Annotated in this window: 17 protein-coding genes; 1 reads left to right on the forward strand and 16 read right to left on the reverse strand. The window is 39.3% G+C overall.

What is annotated here, in order from left to right; all coding sequences use genetic code 11:
* Positions 1-154: 154 nt before the first annotated feature.
* Together recR and pbp2b are read right to left on the reverse strand one after the other, a co-directional pair.
* Positions 155-751, reverse strand: coding sequence for a recombination mediator RecR (recR, locus tag HT671_RS06450; RefSeq protein ID WP_000966754.1), 597 nt, complete (start codon positions 749-751; stop codon positions 155-157).
* 10 nt (positions 752-761) lie between these two features.
* Positions 762-2819 (reverse strand): penicillin-binding protein 2B, encoded by a 2058-nt coding sequence (pbp2b, locus tag HT671_RS06455; RefSeq protein ID WP_138703352.1) that lies wholly within the window; start codon positions 2817-2819, stop codon positions 762-764.
* A 192-nt stretch (positions 2820-3011) separates the two neighbouring features.
* Here pbp2b and HT671_RS06460 point away from each other — a divergent pair, with 192 nt between their 5' ends.
* On the forward strand, positions 3012-3863 hold the full coding sequence (locus tag HT671_RS06460) for a MurR/RpiR family transcriptional regulator (protein WP_138703353.1): 852 nt from the start codon (positions 3012-3014) through the stop codon (positions 3861-3863).
* 61 nt (positions 3864-3924) lie between these two features.
* On the opposite strand, the gene HT671_RS06465 is transcribed toward HT671_RS06460, so the two are convergent.
* From HT671_RS06465 to HT671_RS06525, 14 genes are all read right to left on the reverse strand, one after another.
* Entirely contained in the window at positions 3925-4275 is a 351-nt protein-coding gene (locus HT671_RS06465; protein WP_000384969.1) for a type II toxin-antitoxin system RelE/ParE family toxin, read from the reverse strand.
* On the reverse strand, positions 4265-4552 hold the full coding sequence (locus HT671_RS06470; protein WP_119920026.1) for a hypothetical protein: 288 nt from the start codon (positions 4550-4552) through the stop codon (positions 4265-4267). Before HT671_RS06470 ends, HT671_RS06465 begins: the two co-directional genes overlap by 11 nt.
* Before the next feature lie 96 nt (positions 4553-4648).
* A complete protein-coding gene (locus HT671_RS06475; RefSeq protein WP_023933715.1) occupies positions 4649-5533 on the reverse strand; it encodes an ROK family protein in 885 nt (294 codons plus the stop codon).
* A 17-nt stretch (positions 5534-5550) separates the two neighbouring features.
* Positions 5551-6468, reverse strand: coding sequence for a dihydrodipicolinate synthase family protein (locus HT671_RS06480; RefSeq protein WP_001281495.1), 918 nt, complete (start codon positions 6466-6468; stop codon positions 5551-5553).
* Positions 6469-6637: 169 nt separating this feature from the next.
* The gene (locus tag HT671_RS06485; RefSeq protein WP_138703354.1) at positions 6638-7282 is read right to left on the reverse strand and encodes a YesL family protein; all 645 of its coding nucleotides are present in this window, start codon (positions 7280-7282) and stop codon (positions 6638-6640) included.
* 82 nt (positions 7283-7364) lie between these two features.
* On the reverse strand, positions 7365-7559 hold the full coding sequence (locus tag HT671_RS11655) for a hypothetical protein (RefSeq protein ID WP_001810112.1): 195 nt from the start codon (positions 7557-7559) through the stop codon (positions 7365-7367).
* Positions 7560-7568: 9 nt separating this feature from the next.
* Complete coding sequence (locus HT671_RS06490; RefSeq protein WP_138703380.1) at positions 7569-7913, reverse strand: hypothetical protein; 345 nt, start codon at positions 7911-7913, stop codon at positions 7569-7571.
* 326 nt (positions 7914-8239) lie between these two features.
* Positions 8240-8692 carry a YhcH/YjgK/YiaL family protein gene (locus HT671_RS06495; RefSeq protein WP_138701056.1) on the reverse strand — a complete coding sequence of 151 codons (453 nt, stop codon included), beginning with the start codon at positions 8690-8692 and terminating at the stop codon, positions 8240-8242.
* Positions 8693-8919: 227 nt separating this feature from the next.
* Positions 8920-9759, reverse strand: a complete 840-nt coding sequence (locus HT671_RS06500) for a carbohydrate ABC transporter permease (RefSeq protein ID WP_001192006.1) — start codon at positions 9757-9759, stop codon at positions 8920-8922.
* A 15-nt stretch (positions 9760-9774) separates the two neighbouring features.
* The gene (locus tag HT671_RS06505) at positions 9775-10641 is read right to left on the reverse strand and encodes a sugar ABC transporter permease (RefSeq protein ID WP_161802645.1); all 867 of its coding nucleotides are present in this window, start codon (positions 10639-10641) and stop codon (positions 9775-9777) included.
* Between the two features lie 251 nt (positions 10642-10892).
* Positions 10893-12221, reverse strand: coding sequence for an ABC transporter substrate-binding protein (locus tag HT671_RS06510; protein WP_000672129.1), 1329 nt, complete (start codon positions 12219-12221; stop codon positions 10893-10895).
* 123 nt (positions 12222-12344) lie between these two features.
* Positions 12345-13862 carry a PTS transporter subunit EIIC gene (locus HT671_RS06515; RefSeq protein WP_044012217.1) on the reverse strand — a complete coding sequence of 506 codons (1518 nt, stop codon included), beginning with the start codon at positions 13860-13862 and terminating at the stop codon, positions 12345-12347.
* Positions 13863-13881: 19 nt separating this feature from the next.
* Complete coding sequence (locus HT671_RS06520) at positions 13882-14580, reverse strand: N-acetylmannosamine-6-phosphate 2-epimerase (RefSeq protein ID WP_001135655.1); 699 nt, start codon at positions 14578-14580, stop codon at positions 13882-13884.
* A 179-nt stretch (positions 14581-14759) separates the two neighbouring features.
* On the reverse strand, positions 14760-15863 hold the full coding sequence (locus tag HT671_RS06525) for a Gfo/Idh/MocA family oxidoreductase (protein ID WP_172923092.1): 1104 nt from the start codon (positions 15861-15863) through the stop codon (positions 14760-14762).
* Between the last annotated feature and the right edge of the window lie 53 nt (positions 15864-15916).

Genomic DNA, 15916 nt, shown 5'->3' on the forward strand with positions numbered 1-15916 from the left:
AAGTGATAAAGTCGGGAGTATATCATATTTGCTTGGTTTTTTAAAACTTGAACCTGATCCTACTCATCACACTATACAAAAAGAGGCCGATAGGAACGATTTTCAGCCTCTTTGATTTTTTATAAATGAATGGAGTTCGTAAATTTGTCCACACTTACAACTCTGTTCGATTTTCAATAGCCCGTAAGAGGGTCACTTCGTCCGCGTACTCGATATCTGCTCCCACAGCAAGGCCTCGTGCCAGGCGCGTAACCTTGATCCCAGCTGGCTTGAGCAAACGTGAAAGATACATGGAAGTTGCTTCCCCATCTGCTGTAGCATTTGTGGCTACAATCACTTCTGAAACCTCACTATCCATCAGACGAGTCATGAGACTCTTGAGATTGATATCGTCTGGACTGATACCATTCATAGGGGAAATGAGGCCATGCAGGACATGATAGAGTCCATGGTATTCTTGGATATTTTCCATGGCTGCCACATCCCGACTATCCTCTAGCACCAAAATCGTTGTCTGGTCACGAGTCGGATCGGTACAGATAGAACAAGGATCGTCGTCTGTCAAACGTCCACAAATAGAACAGTAGGTCAATTCTCTCTTAGCAGAAAGGAGATTTTTTGCAAATTCATTGACATCGTCATCAGACATCCCAATCGTATAAAAGGCCAGACGCGTAGCCGTCTTAATCCCGATACCTGGTAACTTAGAATAACTGTCAATCAGCTTGGCAATAGGTGTTGGATAAAGCATAATTTCCTTTCTAGTTCATTGGATGGTATTTTTGATACAGATTGATAATATCACGCGCAATGGAAGGTCCTACACCATTTGTTAGATTGGTATTATGAGGAAAGACCACTGCCACAGCGATTTGGGGATTATCAGATGGGGCATAAGCCACCGCATTAGTATTGGTTGCTTGCTGGCCATCTGCCACATAGCTTTCGGCTGTACCCGTTTTTCCGCTAATGGATACCAAGGCACCATTTGAAAAGGCACGTCCAGTTGTCAATCCACTAGTCCCATGAGCAACCTGATAAAAACCTTGGTGCAAGATACTCATATCGGAGTCGGATATATTGACCTTATTCATCTCTGTCGGTTGCAGTTGCTGAATCAAGTCGCCTAAGCCTCCCTTATCATTATTACCATAAATGCCTTCAACAATACGAGGAGCCACACGAACACCATCATTTGCAATAGTTGCTACATACTGAGCCAACTGCATGGGCGTATAGTTATCAAACTGCCCAAAGGCATTAGTAATGTAATTAGCAAAGCTATACTCTTTGGGAACAAATCCAGTAGATTCATCTGGTAGGTCAATTCCGGTCGCAGCCCCCAAGCCATATTCGCCAAAGGTCGCACGAAGTTTTCCCATAGCTGTTTCCAAATTGCTGGTTCCAACAAACATATTTGGTTGATAGGTCTGGCCCATGATTCCAAGAGCGGTTTGAACCATGTAAGCATTGGATGAATACTCCAAGGCTTCCACAGCTGTAATAGGAAAAGATCCATATGCCAATTTATACCAAGAATAAATTGGAGCTGAACCTTGGAAAACAATAGGCTGATCTGTTAAGGTTTGGTTTCCTGATAAAACACCATTTTCCCAACCTGAGCTGATGGTCGCAGCCTTGACAACCGAACCTGGGACAAAGACATTGGTTACCGTTCCCAAGGAATCAGGAGTCAACTCTCCCGTTTTCAGGTCATGTTTGATCCCTGACATGGATAAAACAGCACCTGTTTTTGGGTTAAGGGCGACTGCATAGACACCTTCAGAATATTTAGCTCCACCATTTCCTAGCTCGGAATTGAAATAACTTTTCAGCAAAGCATCCACGCTATCTTGGAAGGCCAAATCAATGGTCAGCTTGATATTGTTTCCCTTACTACCTTCCTCAATTGTATCCACGCTTTCCATATTGCCATATTTATCCAGATGGATTTCTTTTACCGAGCGTTTCCCTTGTAAGGTCTCTTCATATTGCTTTTCCAAATACGAAGTTCCAACACGGTCATTTAGAGAATAGCCTTTTTTAAGATAGGCTTCTGCTTCTTCCGCTGGGAGACCGGCTTTTTCACTGGATACACTCCCTACTATAGAAGAAAGGGAAGTTTCCAAAATCTTTCGATCCCAAGAAGTAGAAATACTAATGCCAGGCATCTCCTTTGAAATAGAGGCAATGACAGCCACCTGAGAATCATTTAGAGGATCTGTCGCAATGGTTCCTGTCGCAAAGTTTCCAACAGCATTTAACTGACTAAAAAGATAGATTTCTTTCTTTTCATCCTCTGTATAGTTTAGTTGACTTGTTGGGACACTATCGACCGCATTGTTATACAGTTCTGATTCGGATAGGCGATTGCCATCTGAATCCAAGCGTTTCTCACTTGGGAGAGCCTCCACTGTTTTTTTATAGATTTCAGGATCAGACAAATAATAATCAGCCAGCTGGCGTTCTGTCAAATTAGGAGAGCTGATGCTCACATAAGTCAGTAACTTTTTAGCTATTTCTTTTAAGTCTGTAGCCGTCATTTTATTGCTACGCGTAAAGGAAACAACCTGCTTTAACGTATTTTCTACCAAAGGTTTTCCACTAGCATCATAGATTTCCCCACGGGCAGAACTGCTTGTGACCTTGGTCTGACTAGCTGAGGCTAGCTTTTTTTCGTAAAAATCCTTGTTCAAAACCTGCATATACAACAAACGACCAATAATGGTCATAAAGAGCAAAATGACAATTGAAAACAATAAATTAAGCCGAATCGGAATCGAATGGCTGTTAAATTTTCTCATACAAATCAGTCTCATTTCTAACTTAAAATCTTACTCTTAATTGTACCATAATTTGAGCAGAAAATTATGGAAAAGAAAGAAGCTTTTTTCGTTTTTACGGCAAGATACGTTTTTATTTATTCATCCCTATATTATATGTTATAATGAATGTAAAAGTTCAATAATTTAGCCTTTTTCCAATACGACTCATTTAAAGGAGCCTTCCCTATGGACAAACCAGATATCGCAACTATCATTGATTCACATTTTGAAGAAATGACAGATCTTGAGCAAGAAATCGCTCGCTATTTTTTGCAAGCTGAAACGATTACAGATGATTTATCTTCTCAACAAGTCACCCAAAAATTACATATCTCCCAAGCTGCTCTGACTCGCTTTGCTAAAAAGTGTGGCTTTACTGGCTACCGAGAATTCATTTTCCAATACCAACATGAGGCAGAAAATCAAGCCAACCAAGTCTCCAAGCACAGTCCACTGACCAAACGAGTCCTCAGAAGTTATAGCAACATGAGGGAACAAACACAAGACTTGATTGACGAAATCCAACTAGAACGAATTGCCCAGTTAATCGAAGATGCTGAGCGTATCTACTTCTTCGGAACAGGGAGTTCTGGCCTTGTTGCCCGTGAAATGAAATTGCGGTTCATGCGTCTGGGTGTGGTCTGCGAAGCTTTGACCGATCAAGATGGCTTTGCCTGGACAACCAGTATTATGGACGAAAATTGTCTCGTACTGGGCTTCTCACTTTCAGGCTCAACTCCTTCTATTTTAGATAGTCTATTGGATGCCAAGGAGATGGGAGCAAAGACTGTACTCTTTTCAAGTGTTCCCAATAAAGATAGCCAGGCCTATACTGAGACCGTTCTTGTAGCTACCCACAGCCAGCCTTCCTACATCCAACGTATATCCGCTCAACTTCCTATGCTCTTCTTTATCGATTTGATTTATGCCTACTTTTTGGAAATCAATCGTGAAAGCAAGGAGAAAATCTTTAATAGCTATTGGGAAAATAAGAAACTCAACGGCTATCGTAGACAAAAACGTGTCAGAAAATCCTAGTTTGGCTAAGCCAAACTAGGATTTTTATTCATCACCAAACATACCTCTTCAAGATTATGAATTAGTCATATCTTGACTTAGTCTTGAATAATTTCATGTAATCACTTTTTGAAGGGAGTAAATAAGCAAGTCTGACGGTATCCTCAACAATTGTATACAATACAATGTAATCCTTACTCAAGGTCCATCCTCGCGTTTGGTAGCGAGGGTCTAATTTCTTACCAAATTTTTCATCAGCATCAAATCCAGCTTGGGGGAAAATTTCTAGCCGATTAATATCTTTTCTAATATTGGCTACTTTTCGTCTCGCAGCCTCTACAGAACCGATTTCCTCCGCTATATACTGATATATTTTATCCAGACTATCAATCACTCTAGGAGAATACAAAATCCTATATCTTTTATAATCCATAGCGTGTCACGACATCCTCATCTGTCAAGTAATTTCCAGCCTCAATCTTGGCATAACTTTCTTGAACTTCTGCTTGTAATTGTCTAAACAAATACTCCTTCTCTAATTCCTCTTCACTCAGTAAATCTACTTCATTTGTTACGGCAACATTCTTTAAAAATAATCTGAGTGCTGATGAAAGAGAGAGATTTTTTTCTTTTAACACTTCCATGGCATCATTTACTAATTCTCTATTAGCTTGGAAGGTCACAATCTTACTTGAATTCACTATAGTCATTTTATATAATTCCTTTATATATTTTATTTATTATCTCACAATTATAAAGAAAGTCAAGGGAATTTGATTAGAAAATCCTAGTTTGGCTGAGCCAAACTAGGATTGTTTTGTCTTAAAATGATAATATGCACCAAGCATACCTGCTGTATTCTGGTGATGGGCAAATTCTAATCGTGTTTTTTCTGCTAAACTTGGTACCAAAGCCTCTTTCAAGGCTGTGCGGATCTTAGGTTTGAGGATAGCCTCTTGCCCCATGATACCACCACCAAGAATAACCACTTCTGGATTGGCAACGTAGCAAATATTTGCCAGACCTTTTCCTAGATAGTCTACCATGCGGTCAATACCTTCCATGCAGAGTTTATTGCCTTCAGTGGCTTCCTTGAAAATGCGTCGGCCATTCCACTGATCAACATCTTCTCCATGAGATGTTGCTACATACTCCACCAAGGCTGTGGTAGAAGCGAGATCCTGAAAAGCTCCATCTTGCATATGCATATACCCGACTTCACAGGCCGAATTGCTAAAACCATGGAAGACTTTCCCATCCATAATCAAGCAACCACCGATACCTGTTCCAATGGTCAAGCAAAGGGTGACACTTGCTCCCTTACCTGAACCAGATACTGCCTCAGCCAGACCTGCACAGTTGACATCATTTTCAATCTCACAAGGAATAGCAAAGCTTTCTTCGATTTCCTTCTTGAACTGGGTTCCTGCATAATTTGGAATCTGAGGTCCAGCGTAGAAAATTTCCCCCTTATCAGGATCCACCATTCCTGCAGAAGAAATGGCAACACCTGCTACTGGGCCTTTTTCTAAATAGCTGGCTACAATATCTTTGGTTTTTTGTAAGATATGAGGTCCACCCTTATACGCTTCAGTTGGCATTTCATGCGATTCAAGAAGTTGCCCCTCTTGATCAACCAAACCATACTTGATGTTGGTTCCACCTATATCAATTGCAACGTAGTGTGTCATAAATACCTCCTTATGGATTAGAGGAAGCGCTCCTTGGTTTCACGAATCAAGGCTGCAGCTGCTTCTACAACTGGACGATCTTCTTCCGTTACTGGCGTCAATGGTGAACGAACAGAACCAATATTCAATCCTTCATTGATCTTCAAGACTTCTTTAATGACACCGTACATATTTCCATGTGCAGCAGTCAATTTACCAATGATAGCGTTGATAGCATACTGTAACTCACGCGCTGTTTCTAAATCTTTATCCGCAATCAATTGGTTGAGTTTCAAGAAGAGTTCTGGCATAGCACCATAAGTACCACCGATACCAGCTTTGGCACCCATGAGGCGACCACCTAGGAACTGTTCATCTGGACCGTTAAAGACGATATGGTCTTCCCCACCAAGGCTGACAAAGGTTTGGATATCTTGAACTGGCATAGAAGAGTTCTTCACACCGATAACACGAGGATTCTTCAACATTTCGGTATAAAGGCTTGGAGTCAAAGCAACCCCTGCCAATTGAGGAATGTTATAAATCACATAGTCTGTATTTGGAGCTGCAGAACTGATATCGTTCCAGTATTTGGCAACTGAGTATTCAGGCAAGCGGAAGTAAATTGGTGGAATTGTTGCAATGGCATCTACTCCCAAGCTTTCAGCGTGGCGAGCCAGTTCCATACTATCTTTGGTATTGTTGCAAGCAACATGGGCAATAATAGTTAATTTACCTTTAGCAACTGCCATGACTTCTTCCAAGATTAACTTGCGGTCTTCTACACTTTGGTAGATACATTCACCAGAAGAACCATTGACATAAAGACCTTGAACACCTTTATCAATGAAGTATTGAACCAAGGCACGTGTACGCTCTGGACTTACTTCTCCTTGATCATCATAACATGCGTAGAAGGCTGGAATGACACCTTCGTATTTTTTCAAATCTGACATAGATTTTCTCCTATTATTTTTATTTTCTGCTAAAGCAGATTCTTTCTTTACTTCTTTAGTATACACTTTACCGAAAAGGCTTTCAATATCTTATAGACACTTAGATTTTAGTTTCTAGCTTATAGAATAGCGTTTGAAGCCTTTGAAAGTAGTTTCAGAAATAAGACTCCTATTGATATTTTGCGAAAATTTTCTCCATCAATCCAGTCTGGATAAAGACCAATAGTCCAAACCCAAAAAGTAGGAAGACTGAGCCACCTAAAAGTAGACTGAAGGCGGACAGATAAAGAACCATCACAATGAGGACAAGAATGGCTAACATGAGGAAGAACCAAGGAAAGTTAAAACTAGCCAACATCAATCCTTTTTGAAGAATTTCTTTCCAAGATAGGTCATAACGTGCCGCGATAGGGTAGCTAGCCAACATCACGATAGTAAGAAACATCAGAATACCTAAACAAATGGCTTTCAGCAATTGGAAGGGCAGAGCTGTTTGACTCCAGAAAAGATAGAGATCTGAAAGGGTAAGAAACACAATTCCTAACTCCATTAAACCCAGCTGAAGACCTAGTTTCAGATTTTGCTTGAAAGATCTTAGATAGATTTTAAAAACAGGCACCCGTCTGCTCTTCTTAACTTCGAACATGGTCTCGTAGAGGCTGATTTTAGCCACTCCAATCGTCACGATGGGCAAACAAGAGACGACAAAAAGAAGATTGGCTGTCACGATGTCCAAGACTTTCTCACTAAAACGCATGAGAAAGTTGTCTGTATCAAATGCTGCCTTGATAAGGCTTACTCCTTTTTGTGCCATGTTTGCTCCTCCATCATTTTTCTTTGTAAACTGTTTTCTTTTTTGTCAGTAAAGCTTTCATAAGTCCCTACCATGAACAAATCTATTTTTTCTTTTTTCTTTTGGACTTTTTTCTACTTTTATCTATGGACATATAATCTATATATATCCCGGACAGCGAAGCAATTAAAATAGTACTCCAAGTATGCTCATTAAATCCATCTAGCCCTCCACGGATTATCATTGCAAGCACTGTCCAAGCTAACATATTCAATAAAAAAATACAAAGTGCTTTCATTCTCGCATTTTAAAAGTTTATACGACCATTGTTAGGGATTTTATCATGTGCATCCCAAGCTGCAGCAATATTGTAGGCAAAATTACCATATACATCAGCTACATTCACAGCTATTTGTAAAATCCATCCAGAAATCTTGGTCAATAATCCTACTCTTGCTGCTGCAGTTGCAGCTGCCCTACTTAAGATCGAGCGCGCCATACTAATACCATACTTAGCCGCATAAGTACCTAATTTTATGTATTTACCAATCAATCCAGTCACAATGCCCTTAATTATCCAAGCCATCTCATTAACTGTAATTCCCTGTCCATCTAAGAAACTAGCTCTTGCAGCATACTTAGAAGATACCATTTCTAGCAATTCAATTTTACGTTCATCTGATATGTCTGGATAGACTCCTTTGCTATCTTCCACCAAATCCTTAATTTCTTGTTCAGTTAGCAAGTAATTTTGAGATAATTTTGCATCTATTCGATCCATTTCTGACTGTATAGTTTGGATATGCGAGACTTCATTCGCATACACAATTGAAGGTAAAATATTACTCATTAGCAATAAACAGACTGACAAGAAGATACCAATTTTTAAATATTTTATTCTCATTTCTCTACCTCACAAAGATCAATTTCATGGTAGAGTATTATCAAAGCTTTACAAAAAAACAATTCATCCTATTTTTAATCAATCAAAATTTTAAAGAGATATTTTCGAACCTTTTCTTCCATGCCTGCATAGCCAGTTGGCTGATGTGGCTCACCTGGGAAGAAAATCGCAAAATTGTGATAACCCAATAAGAGTGGGTAGTGTTCATGACAATGAACAAAGCCAATGTCAGTCGCTTCGTCGAATGCTACTGCTTCATCTTTGATACGTGAACCGTAGCTCGAATATTCATGCCCTTCTACCAACAAATGCAAGTCTGCATAGTTCTTATGGTGTTCAAATTGATCATTTTCAGCTTGATTGAGGACATTTTCTTGAACAACTAGAAAGACTTTATCCCCATCAATATCATACTTTCCTAATTCGAAAGAATCTTTACGGTGTTGGTAGAGATAGTCGATAGCCTTGTCTAAATTAGGATGAATCCCTTTGTAAAAGGTGATGTTTTTCAAATCGTCAAAAATCATACTCTTTCCTTCGTTTCTGATAGTTAACTAAAACCATTCTTAAGTTGATAAGTGTCTGACAAAATCTCTAAGGTAAGCAAATACCCAACATTTTGTAGACACTTATAACCTCTATATTCTCTTATACTCAATGAAAATTGAAGAACAAACTAGGAAGCTAACCGCAGGCAATACTTAAGTATGGCAAGGTGACGCTGACCTAGTTTGCATTCGATTTTCGCAGAGTATTATCCTTTGACCGCTCCCATAGTAATCCCTTGTGTGAAGGATTTCTGGAAGACTAGGAAGACTGTTACAATTGGCACGGCAGCAAGGGCAGCTCCTGCCATGATCAAACCATAGTTGGTTGCCATTTCAGCCTGCATGGTCGCAACCCCAAGTGAAATAGTCAAATTGTTACGTGAAGTCAACATTACCAACTGCATGAAGTAGTCATTCCAAGTATTGATGAAGGTAAAGATTGCAAGAGCCGCAAACCCTGGTTTTACAATTGGGAAGGCTACGCTCCAAAAAGTACGAATCTCACCACAACCGTCAATCTTAGCTGATTCGAGCAATTCTGTAGGGATATTTTCACTGAACTGTTTCATGAGGAAGACCCCAAATGGCCATCCAATCAAAGGCAAAATAACTGCCCAAAGAGTGTCATGAATTCCCATGAAGTTGACGATACGTACCAATGGTACAAGGACAACTTGTTTTGGAAGCGCCATAGCAGCTATAAAGATAGCAAATAGAATGCGTTGACCATAGAAACGTTTTTTAGCCAATACATAACCTGCTAGAGATGAGGTTGCACAGACTAAGAACATGGTTACCAATGAGATAAATACTGAGTTCCACATCCATTGCAAGGCAGGGTTCTGCACCATAAGTTGTTGGAAGTTTTCCATGGTTGGCATTTTAGGGAACCATTGTGGCGGAATCATAATGGTATCAGGCTGTGACTTGAATGCCCCTGTCAAAATCCAGTAGAATGGAAAGATGAACAGCACAGTCAACAAGAGCAAAATGATTGTTGAAATAACAGTAAAGGCTGTTAATGGTTTTTTTTCTGTAGATTGCATAACTGTCTCCTTTCTTTAGTATTCTACGTCGTTTCCAAGTACTTTAAATTGAACAAAGCTTACGATAGCAATCATGACTGCCAAGAAGACACCAATGGTGTTGGCATAGCCGTACTCTGTCAATTGGAAGGCTTTTTCGTACAGGTAGTACATCAAGGTACTTGTTGAGTAGTTTGGACCACCAGATGTCAAAAGCTGAATCAAGGCGAAACACTGGAAGGAGTTAATTGTTGTGATGATTGCAATATAAAGAGTTGTTGGAAGAAGGCTTGGCCATTTAATCTTCCAGAAAACTTGAAACTCAGTTGCACCATCAACACGCGCCGCTTCAACCAGTGAATTGTCAATATTCCCCATAGCAGCGATATAAAGGATGATTGGCTGACCAACTGAAGTGGTCAAGAGAATAATCATAATCGCCATCAATGCCCAGTGCTTATCACCAAGCCATGAAATGTTTTGAGTAATGATATGACTTGATTTAAGCACAAAGTTGAGAATCCCTGATAATGGATCATAAATCCATTTCCATACAACCGTTACGGCAACACTACCTGTTACAACAGGAAGGAAGAAGACAAAACGGTAGAAGGATCTGGCAATGGCATTTTGGTGATAGGTTTGCGATGCTACAAAGAGTGAGAACAGAACAACAACTGGCACAGATCCAATAACCAAAATAACTGTGTTAATCAGAGATTTTGCAAAGACAGGATCTTTAAACATACGGACATAGTTATCTAAGCCCACAAATTGGAAACTAGTCATAGAATAGTTAAAGAAACTTGTGATGAAGCCCATAATCATTGGTGCTAAAACAAAGATAATAAAGAAGAACAACACTGGTGCTAGGAAAGCATAGGAAATCACTGTTTCCCGCATACGAATTTTATTGACTTTCACAGTCGGCACCTCTCTTTCAAATAGAATAATTTTTTGACTTTCTTGAACTGTTTTAAAATCAAAATGAAATTTTTTATGATTCGCTTATGTAAGAACTTCATTTTAATTTCGTGACAGTTTCTTACATTTTAAACAAAAGCCCCCTTTTCTTACACTATCTGTGTAGAGGGAAAAGGGGGTATACACTCTTAGCTTCTTTAAAAAACTACTTTTTATAGAATAACTAAGGACTATTGTTTCATAGCTTTTTTAATTGTTTCGTTCGCTTTTTCAGTGAAGGCTTTCAAAGCGTCCGCTGGTTTTTCGTCACCATTTGATACAGATTGCAACATTGGGAACCAAAGTGTTCTCATTTCAGCAAATCCATCAATAGTGTTGTAGTATGGTGAGTAGTATTGAGTCCAGCCGCTGATTGTTTCCATGCGTTTGTCTTCATAAAGTTTTCCAAATGAAGTACGGACTGGGAAAGCACCTGTACGAACTACGTCTTTAGGTCCCCACTCTTTGTCATCTGCGATAAACTGGATGAATTTCTTAGATGCAGCGACTTTCTTGTCGTCTTTATTGTTGAATACTGCAAATCCGTTTACAAGGTATTCAAGAGCTGGTTTACCTTCGTCTGATGGGAATGGTACTTCTACTACTTCTACCTTACTTGCTTCTAACAGTTTAGCTTGGATACCATTTTGAGCTGGTGCCCAAAGGGTTGTGTAAGATGTTTGACCGTTGGCAAAGTTTTGGATATCTGCCCCACCGTCAAATTGTGAACCATTATTGAGCAAATTGTCTTTAATCCAGCCAGTTGCTTTTTCAAGACCTTTGACGAATTTAGGATCATCAGTTGTATATTTGCTAACTTTTTCATCTGTTACAGAACCGCTATAAAGGTTAGAGATAAAGGCACGTGTTCCTTGGTCTCCCCCTTGACCAGAACTGAACAATGAACCTGGTGTGTAGCCCTTGTCTTTGAGTGCTTTCAATACTTTTTCAAAATCATCAGTTGTCCAACCTTCTTTTACAAGGTTTGCCACTCCAGCATCTTCTAGCATTTTCTTGTTCATTGCCATGTAGAATGGGGCAGAACTAATTGGATACATGTAAGCCTTGTCTCCAGCTTTACTTGCTTGTATGATGTTTTCGTTATTGACATCTTTAACAAATTCATCTGTGAAAAGGTCGTTCAACTCAGCCAATTTACCATTTTTACCGTATTGGATGATACGTCCTGGTGCGTCAAAGAGTACGTCCGGAGCTGTTCCTGCTTCGATGGCTGTTGTGATTTTTTCAGGGCCTGACTTGAAGTCGATGGTTTCCAATTTCACTTTTACATCTGGATTTGCTTTTTCAAACGCTTCGATGATTGATTTTTCATAAGTTCCAACACCGTCACCAGCTTTTTCTTGGGTAAATACTGGGAATGCCCACCAAGTGATTTCTGTTTTGGCACCGTCACCACCTGATTTCCCAGCATCTTTACTTCCGCCAGAATTGCCACAAGCAGCAAGACCAAGAACCGCAGCACCCGCAAGTACTGTACAAGCTAATTTTCTAAATTTCATTTGTATTCTCCTATTTTATAAGCGTATCCAACTTGGATAATGAGTTCTTTGCATTTATATACGTTTTCATTTTTTCCTACTCATCAATCACTCTCCTCTATTTTTTATTAAGTCAGTAAGTACTTAATCATCTACACCTAAAATTTCATTAATACTATTTTTATATAAGATTGCTTTTGCTCCATAGATTGCTTGAATGCCACCCTTCACTTCTAAGACATCAACTGCACCAATTTGTTTTAAAAGTGCTTTATCAACTTGATTAACTTCTTTTACAGCTACACGTAAACGTGTCACACAAGCATCTACATCTTCTATATTATTTGATCCACCCAAGGCTCTGATAATTTGTAGGCTATCCTGTTTTAAATGATCCGCAGTATTTGAAGTTGAATCTGCGGATTCAGAAATTTCTTTAGAATCTACTTCTTCTCCTCTTCCTGGCGTTAGAACGTTGAATTGAGTAATGAACCATCTAAAAATAATATAATACAAAACACTCCAAATAAGTCCAAATGGAATCTGAAGAACCCAATTCGTCTTAGCGTTCCCCTGCAAAATTCCAAATAAAGTGAAATCGATTACACCTCCTGAAAATGTGTTTCCTATTGAAATATTTAAGATGTCTGCAATAAAGAAGCTGACACCATCAAGGAATGCGTGAACAACATATAGAACCGGACTGACGAATAGAAACATAAATTCAATTGGTTCTGTAATACCGGTAATAAAAGATGTTAAAGCAACTCCAAAAAACAAACCCGCGTATTTTTTACGACGATTCTTAGGAACACTATGGTACATCGCTAAACAGGCAGCCGGTAAACCGAACATCATTGTTGAGAAACGACCTGCAAAAAACCTTGTTCCTTCTGTAAATAATCCAGAATGAGCCGGATCGGCTAATTGAGCAAAAAATATTTTTTGAGCCCCAACCACTGTTTGTCCTGCAACAGTTTCAACACCACCAAGTTCAGTATACCAAAACATAGGATAAATCATATGATGTAAGCCTACTGCTCCAGAAAGTCTCATTAAAAATCCATATAGAAAAGTTCCAATTGGACCTGCCTGAGAAATATATCCACCTGTAGAAACAAGAAGTTGTTGGAAAGGTGGCCAAATAACAAAGAAGACAAAGCCAATTAAGATAGAAGAGAACGATGTAACAATAGGAACGAAGCGTGAACCTCCAAAGAATCCTAAAGCGGAAGGTAATTGAATATTGCTATATCGGTTGTGCAAATATACGGCAACTATTCCGACAACTAATGCTCCAATAACTCCAGTATCAATTGCAGATCCTTCTGCCATAAAAAGTTTTACCAGAGCTTTGATCGTTGCAGTCATAACTAAGTAACCAGTTACTCCTGCTAACGCAGCGGTTCCTTTATCTCGTTTCGCTAAGCCAATACATAATCCCACACAGAGAAGTAGTGACAAGTTACTGAATACAACCTCTCCTGCAGAGCTCATTACTTGGAATATCGATTGAAAAATACTATTGTCTAGTATTGGATAAGTTGCTATCGTGGTTGGGTTTGAAAGTGCACCACCAATCCCCAAAAGTAGACCTGCTGCAGGAAGTATAGCTATAGGTAACATAAAAGCTTTTCCAACTTTTTGTAAAACTTTAAATATAAAACTCCCCCCTCACATCTTATTTAAGACCAGCAACGAAGCGTTCTGTAATCTCTTTTGGTCTAGTAATAGCGCCACCAACAACGATGCCTCGCACTCCGTATTCAAGGATTTGTTTGGCTTGTTCTGGTGTATGAATTTTTCCTTCTGCAATGACATCTACACCGGCATCACAGAGTTTTTTGATGAGTTCAAAATCTGGACCATCCACTTTTGGACTGTAGGATGTGTAGCCTGATAAGGTTGTTCCGACAAAGTCAATTCCTGCTTCGACCGCTGCCAATCCTTCTTCAAAAGTACTGGTGTCCGCCATCAAGAGCTGGTTAGGATATTTCTCCTTGACCTGACGAATGAACTCTTGAATTTCCAAACCATCGTAGCGTTCACGCTTGGTACAATCCAGAGCAATCACCTCGATGTCCAGTTCTGCCAATTCATCAACTTCTTTCATAGTAGCCGTGATGAAGGGTTCTTGTGGCGGATAATCTCGTTTGATTATCCCAATAATCGGAAGTTTGGTGACTTCCTTAATTTCCTTGATATCGCGAACACTATTGGCTCGGATACCGACTGCTCCACCTTGCTCAGCCGCTTTGACCAGCAAGGGAATCACCCCTCCCGCTTCTGTATAAAGCGGTTCATGAGGAAGAGCCTGACAAGAAACGATGATTCCATCTTTGATTTGTTCAATCAAGGCTTCTTTACTAATCTGTGGCATCTTCTTTCCTCCCTTTCTTTTTTCTTTATTTCTATGAGATTATTATACCTTAAAATTAAAACGCTTTCAAGAGTTTGTAGTATAATAGATTTCAGTTTCAAAAACTAGCCAAGTCAAACAGCTCCTCTAAAAGTACTTTCAGAGGAGCAAGTCGACCTATAATAGGAGAATACCAAAATTTAGTTTACAATTTCTGACAATTTTACTTTGCGATCTTCAAACATAGACTGGGTACAAGCATCTGCAGTAGCAATTGCTTCTAGGGCAGCTTCACCTGTCAAAAGTTTTGCAAATTCTTCTGATACTGGAGCTCCTTGCATAATCTCATGCAGATAGCGCATTTCTTTATCAATGACAGATGATAGCCATAATGGAGTACGTTTACCTGGTTTACCATAAGCAATTGCTCCATCCATCTCTGTACTATGATAGATACGAGTCCAATCATCATCTTCTTCTTGCGATTCGTGAATCAAGAAATAACTTTCTTGTCCATCTAGCTTAAGAGTTCCTTTACAGTTGAATAAGTCTAAGCGAATGGCACCTTTGCTTCCTTGGATTAAGACATAATGTTCACCCCAACGATAAGCTGAACCCCATTCTAACAAGGCAAAACGCTTACTAGAAAATTCCATATTGACAAAAATCATATCATCTTCATCACCGAAATGTTCACCTTCATGGGCTACATTTCCATCTGTCATAGTTACAGTTTCAGGCATGCCACCCATAAGGAATTGAACACAATCCAACTCATGGATGTGGTGATACAAGTGACCACCTGATTTTTCACGAATTTTTTTCCATGATACGGACGGTTGTTGTTCTTCCCAACCATTACGAGCAGTGTGACAATATAGAACGTCTCCGATAACTCCTTGATTAATGAGTTCTTTTGCATGATGAACACCATTAAAGAAATTCATAATATGTCCTGCCATAAAGGTTACATTGTTTTCTTTACATGCATCGACCATCTCGCGACAATCTTGATAAGAAAGCGCAATTGGTTTTTCACAGAAAACATTTTTACCATGTTGTGCAGCCTTAATAACTGGTTCCTTATGAAGATTATTTGGAGTTGCGACGATAACACAATCTACTTCATCGCTAGAAACCAACTCATCTAAGGAACTTGCTACTTTCGCTCCCAATTCTTCTGCAATTGCCTCTGCATTATCTGGATCATAGAGAAGAGTAATCTCTGCTCCATCATTCTTTTGCATATAGCGAGCTAACTCAGCTCCAAAATACCCTGTTCCAACAACACCGTATTTAACCATGTTTTTTCTCCTTTATTATTGAATAAACTTTCTAATTTTAACTTATACTCTTC

This window comes from Streptococcus sp. 2741 (assembly GCF_013276315.1).
Taxonomy (GTDB): Bacteria; Bacillota; Bacilli; order Lactobacillales; family Streptococcaceae; genus Streptococcus; species Streptococcus pseudopneumoniae.

Bases quoted from the DNA above. Each gene is read 5' to 3' on its own strand.
- HT671_RS06465 (WP_000384969.1), bottom strand. From the start codon at position 4,275: ATGGATTATAAAAGATATAGGATTTTGTATTCTCCTAGAGTGATTGAT.
- HT671_RS06520 (WP_001135655.1), bottom strand. From the start codon at position 14,580: ATGCCACAGATTAGTAAAGAAGCCTTGATTGAACAAATCAAAGATGGA.
- HT671_RS06490 (WP_138703380.1), bottom strand. From the start codon at position 7,913: ATGGTATCTTCTAAGTATGCTGCAAGAGCTAGTTTCTTAGATGGACAG.
- HT671_RS06495 (WP_138701056.1), bottom strand. From the start codon at position 8,692: ATGATTTTTGACGATTTGAAAAACATCACCTTTTACAAAGGGATTCAT.
- HT671_RS06525 (WP_172923092.1), bottom strand. From the start codon at position 15,863: ATGGTTAAATACGGTGTTGTTGGAACAGGGTATTTTGGAGCTGAGTTA.
- HT671_RS06475 (WP_023933715.1), bottom strand. From the start codon at position 5,533: ATGACACACTACGTTGCAATTGATATAGGTGGAACCAACATCAAGTAT.
- HT671_RS06485 (WP_138703354.1), bottom strand. From the start codon at position 7,282: ATGGCACAAAAAGGAGTAAGCCTTATCAAGGCAGCATTTGATACAGAC.
- HT671_RS06470 (WP_119920026.1), bottom strand. From the start codon at position 4,552: ATGACTATAGTGAATTCAAGTAAGATTGTGACCTTCCAAGCTAATAGA.
- HT671_RS06505 (WP_161802645.1), bottom strand. From the start codon at position 10,641: ATGCGGGAAACAGTGATTTCCTATGCTTTCCTAGCACCAGTGTTGTTC.
- HT671_RS06480 (WP_001281495.1), bottom strand. From the start codon at position 6,468: ATGTCAGATTTGAAAAAATACGAAGGTGTCATTCCAGCCTTCTACGCA.
- HT671_RS06460 (WP_138703353.1), top strand. From the start codon at position 3,012: ATGGACAAACCAGATATCGCAACTATCATTGATTCACATTTTGAAGAA.
- HT671_RS06510 (WP_000672129.1), bottom strand. From the start codon at position 12,221: ATGAAATTTAGAAAATTAGCTTGTACAGTACTTGCGGGTGCTGCGGTT.
- HT671_RS11655 (WP_001810112.1), bottom strand. From the start codon at position 7,559: ATGAAAGCACTTTGTATTTTTTTATTGAATATGTTAGCTTGGACAGTG.
- HT671_RS06500 (WP_001192006.1), bottom strand. From the start codon at position 9,759: ATGCAATCTACAGAAAAAAAACCATTAACAGCCTTTACTGTTATTTCA.
- recR (WP_000966754.1), bottom strand. From the start codon at position 751: ATGCTTTATCCAACACCTATTGCCAAGCTGATTGACAGTTATTCTAAG.
- pbp2b (WP_138703352.1), bottom strand. From the start codon at position 2,819: ATGAGACTGATTTGTATGAGAAAATTTAACAGCCATTCGATTCCGATT.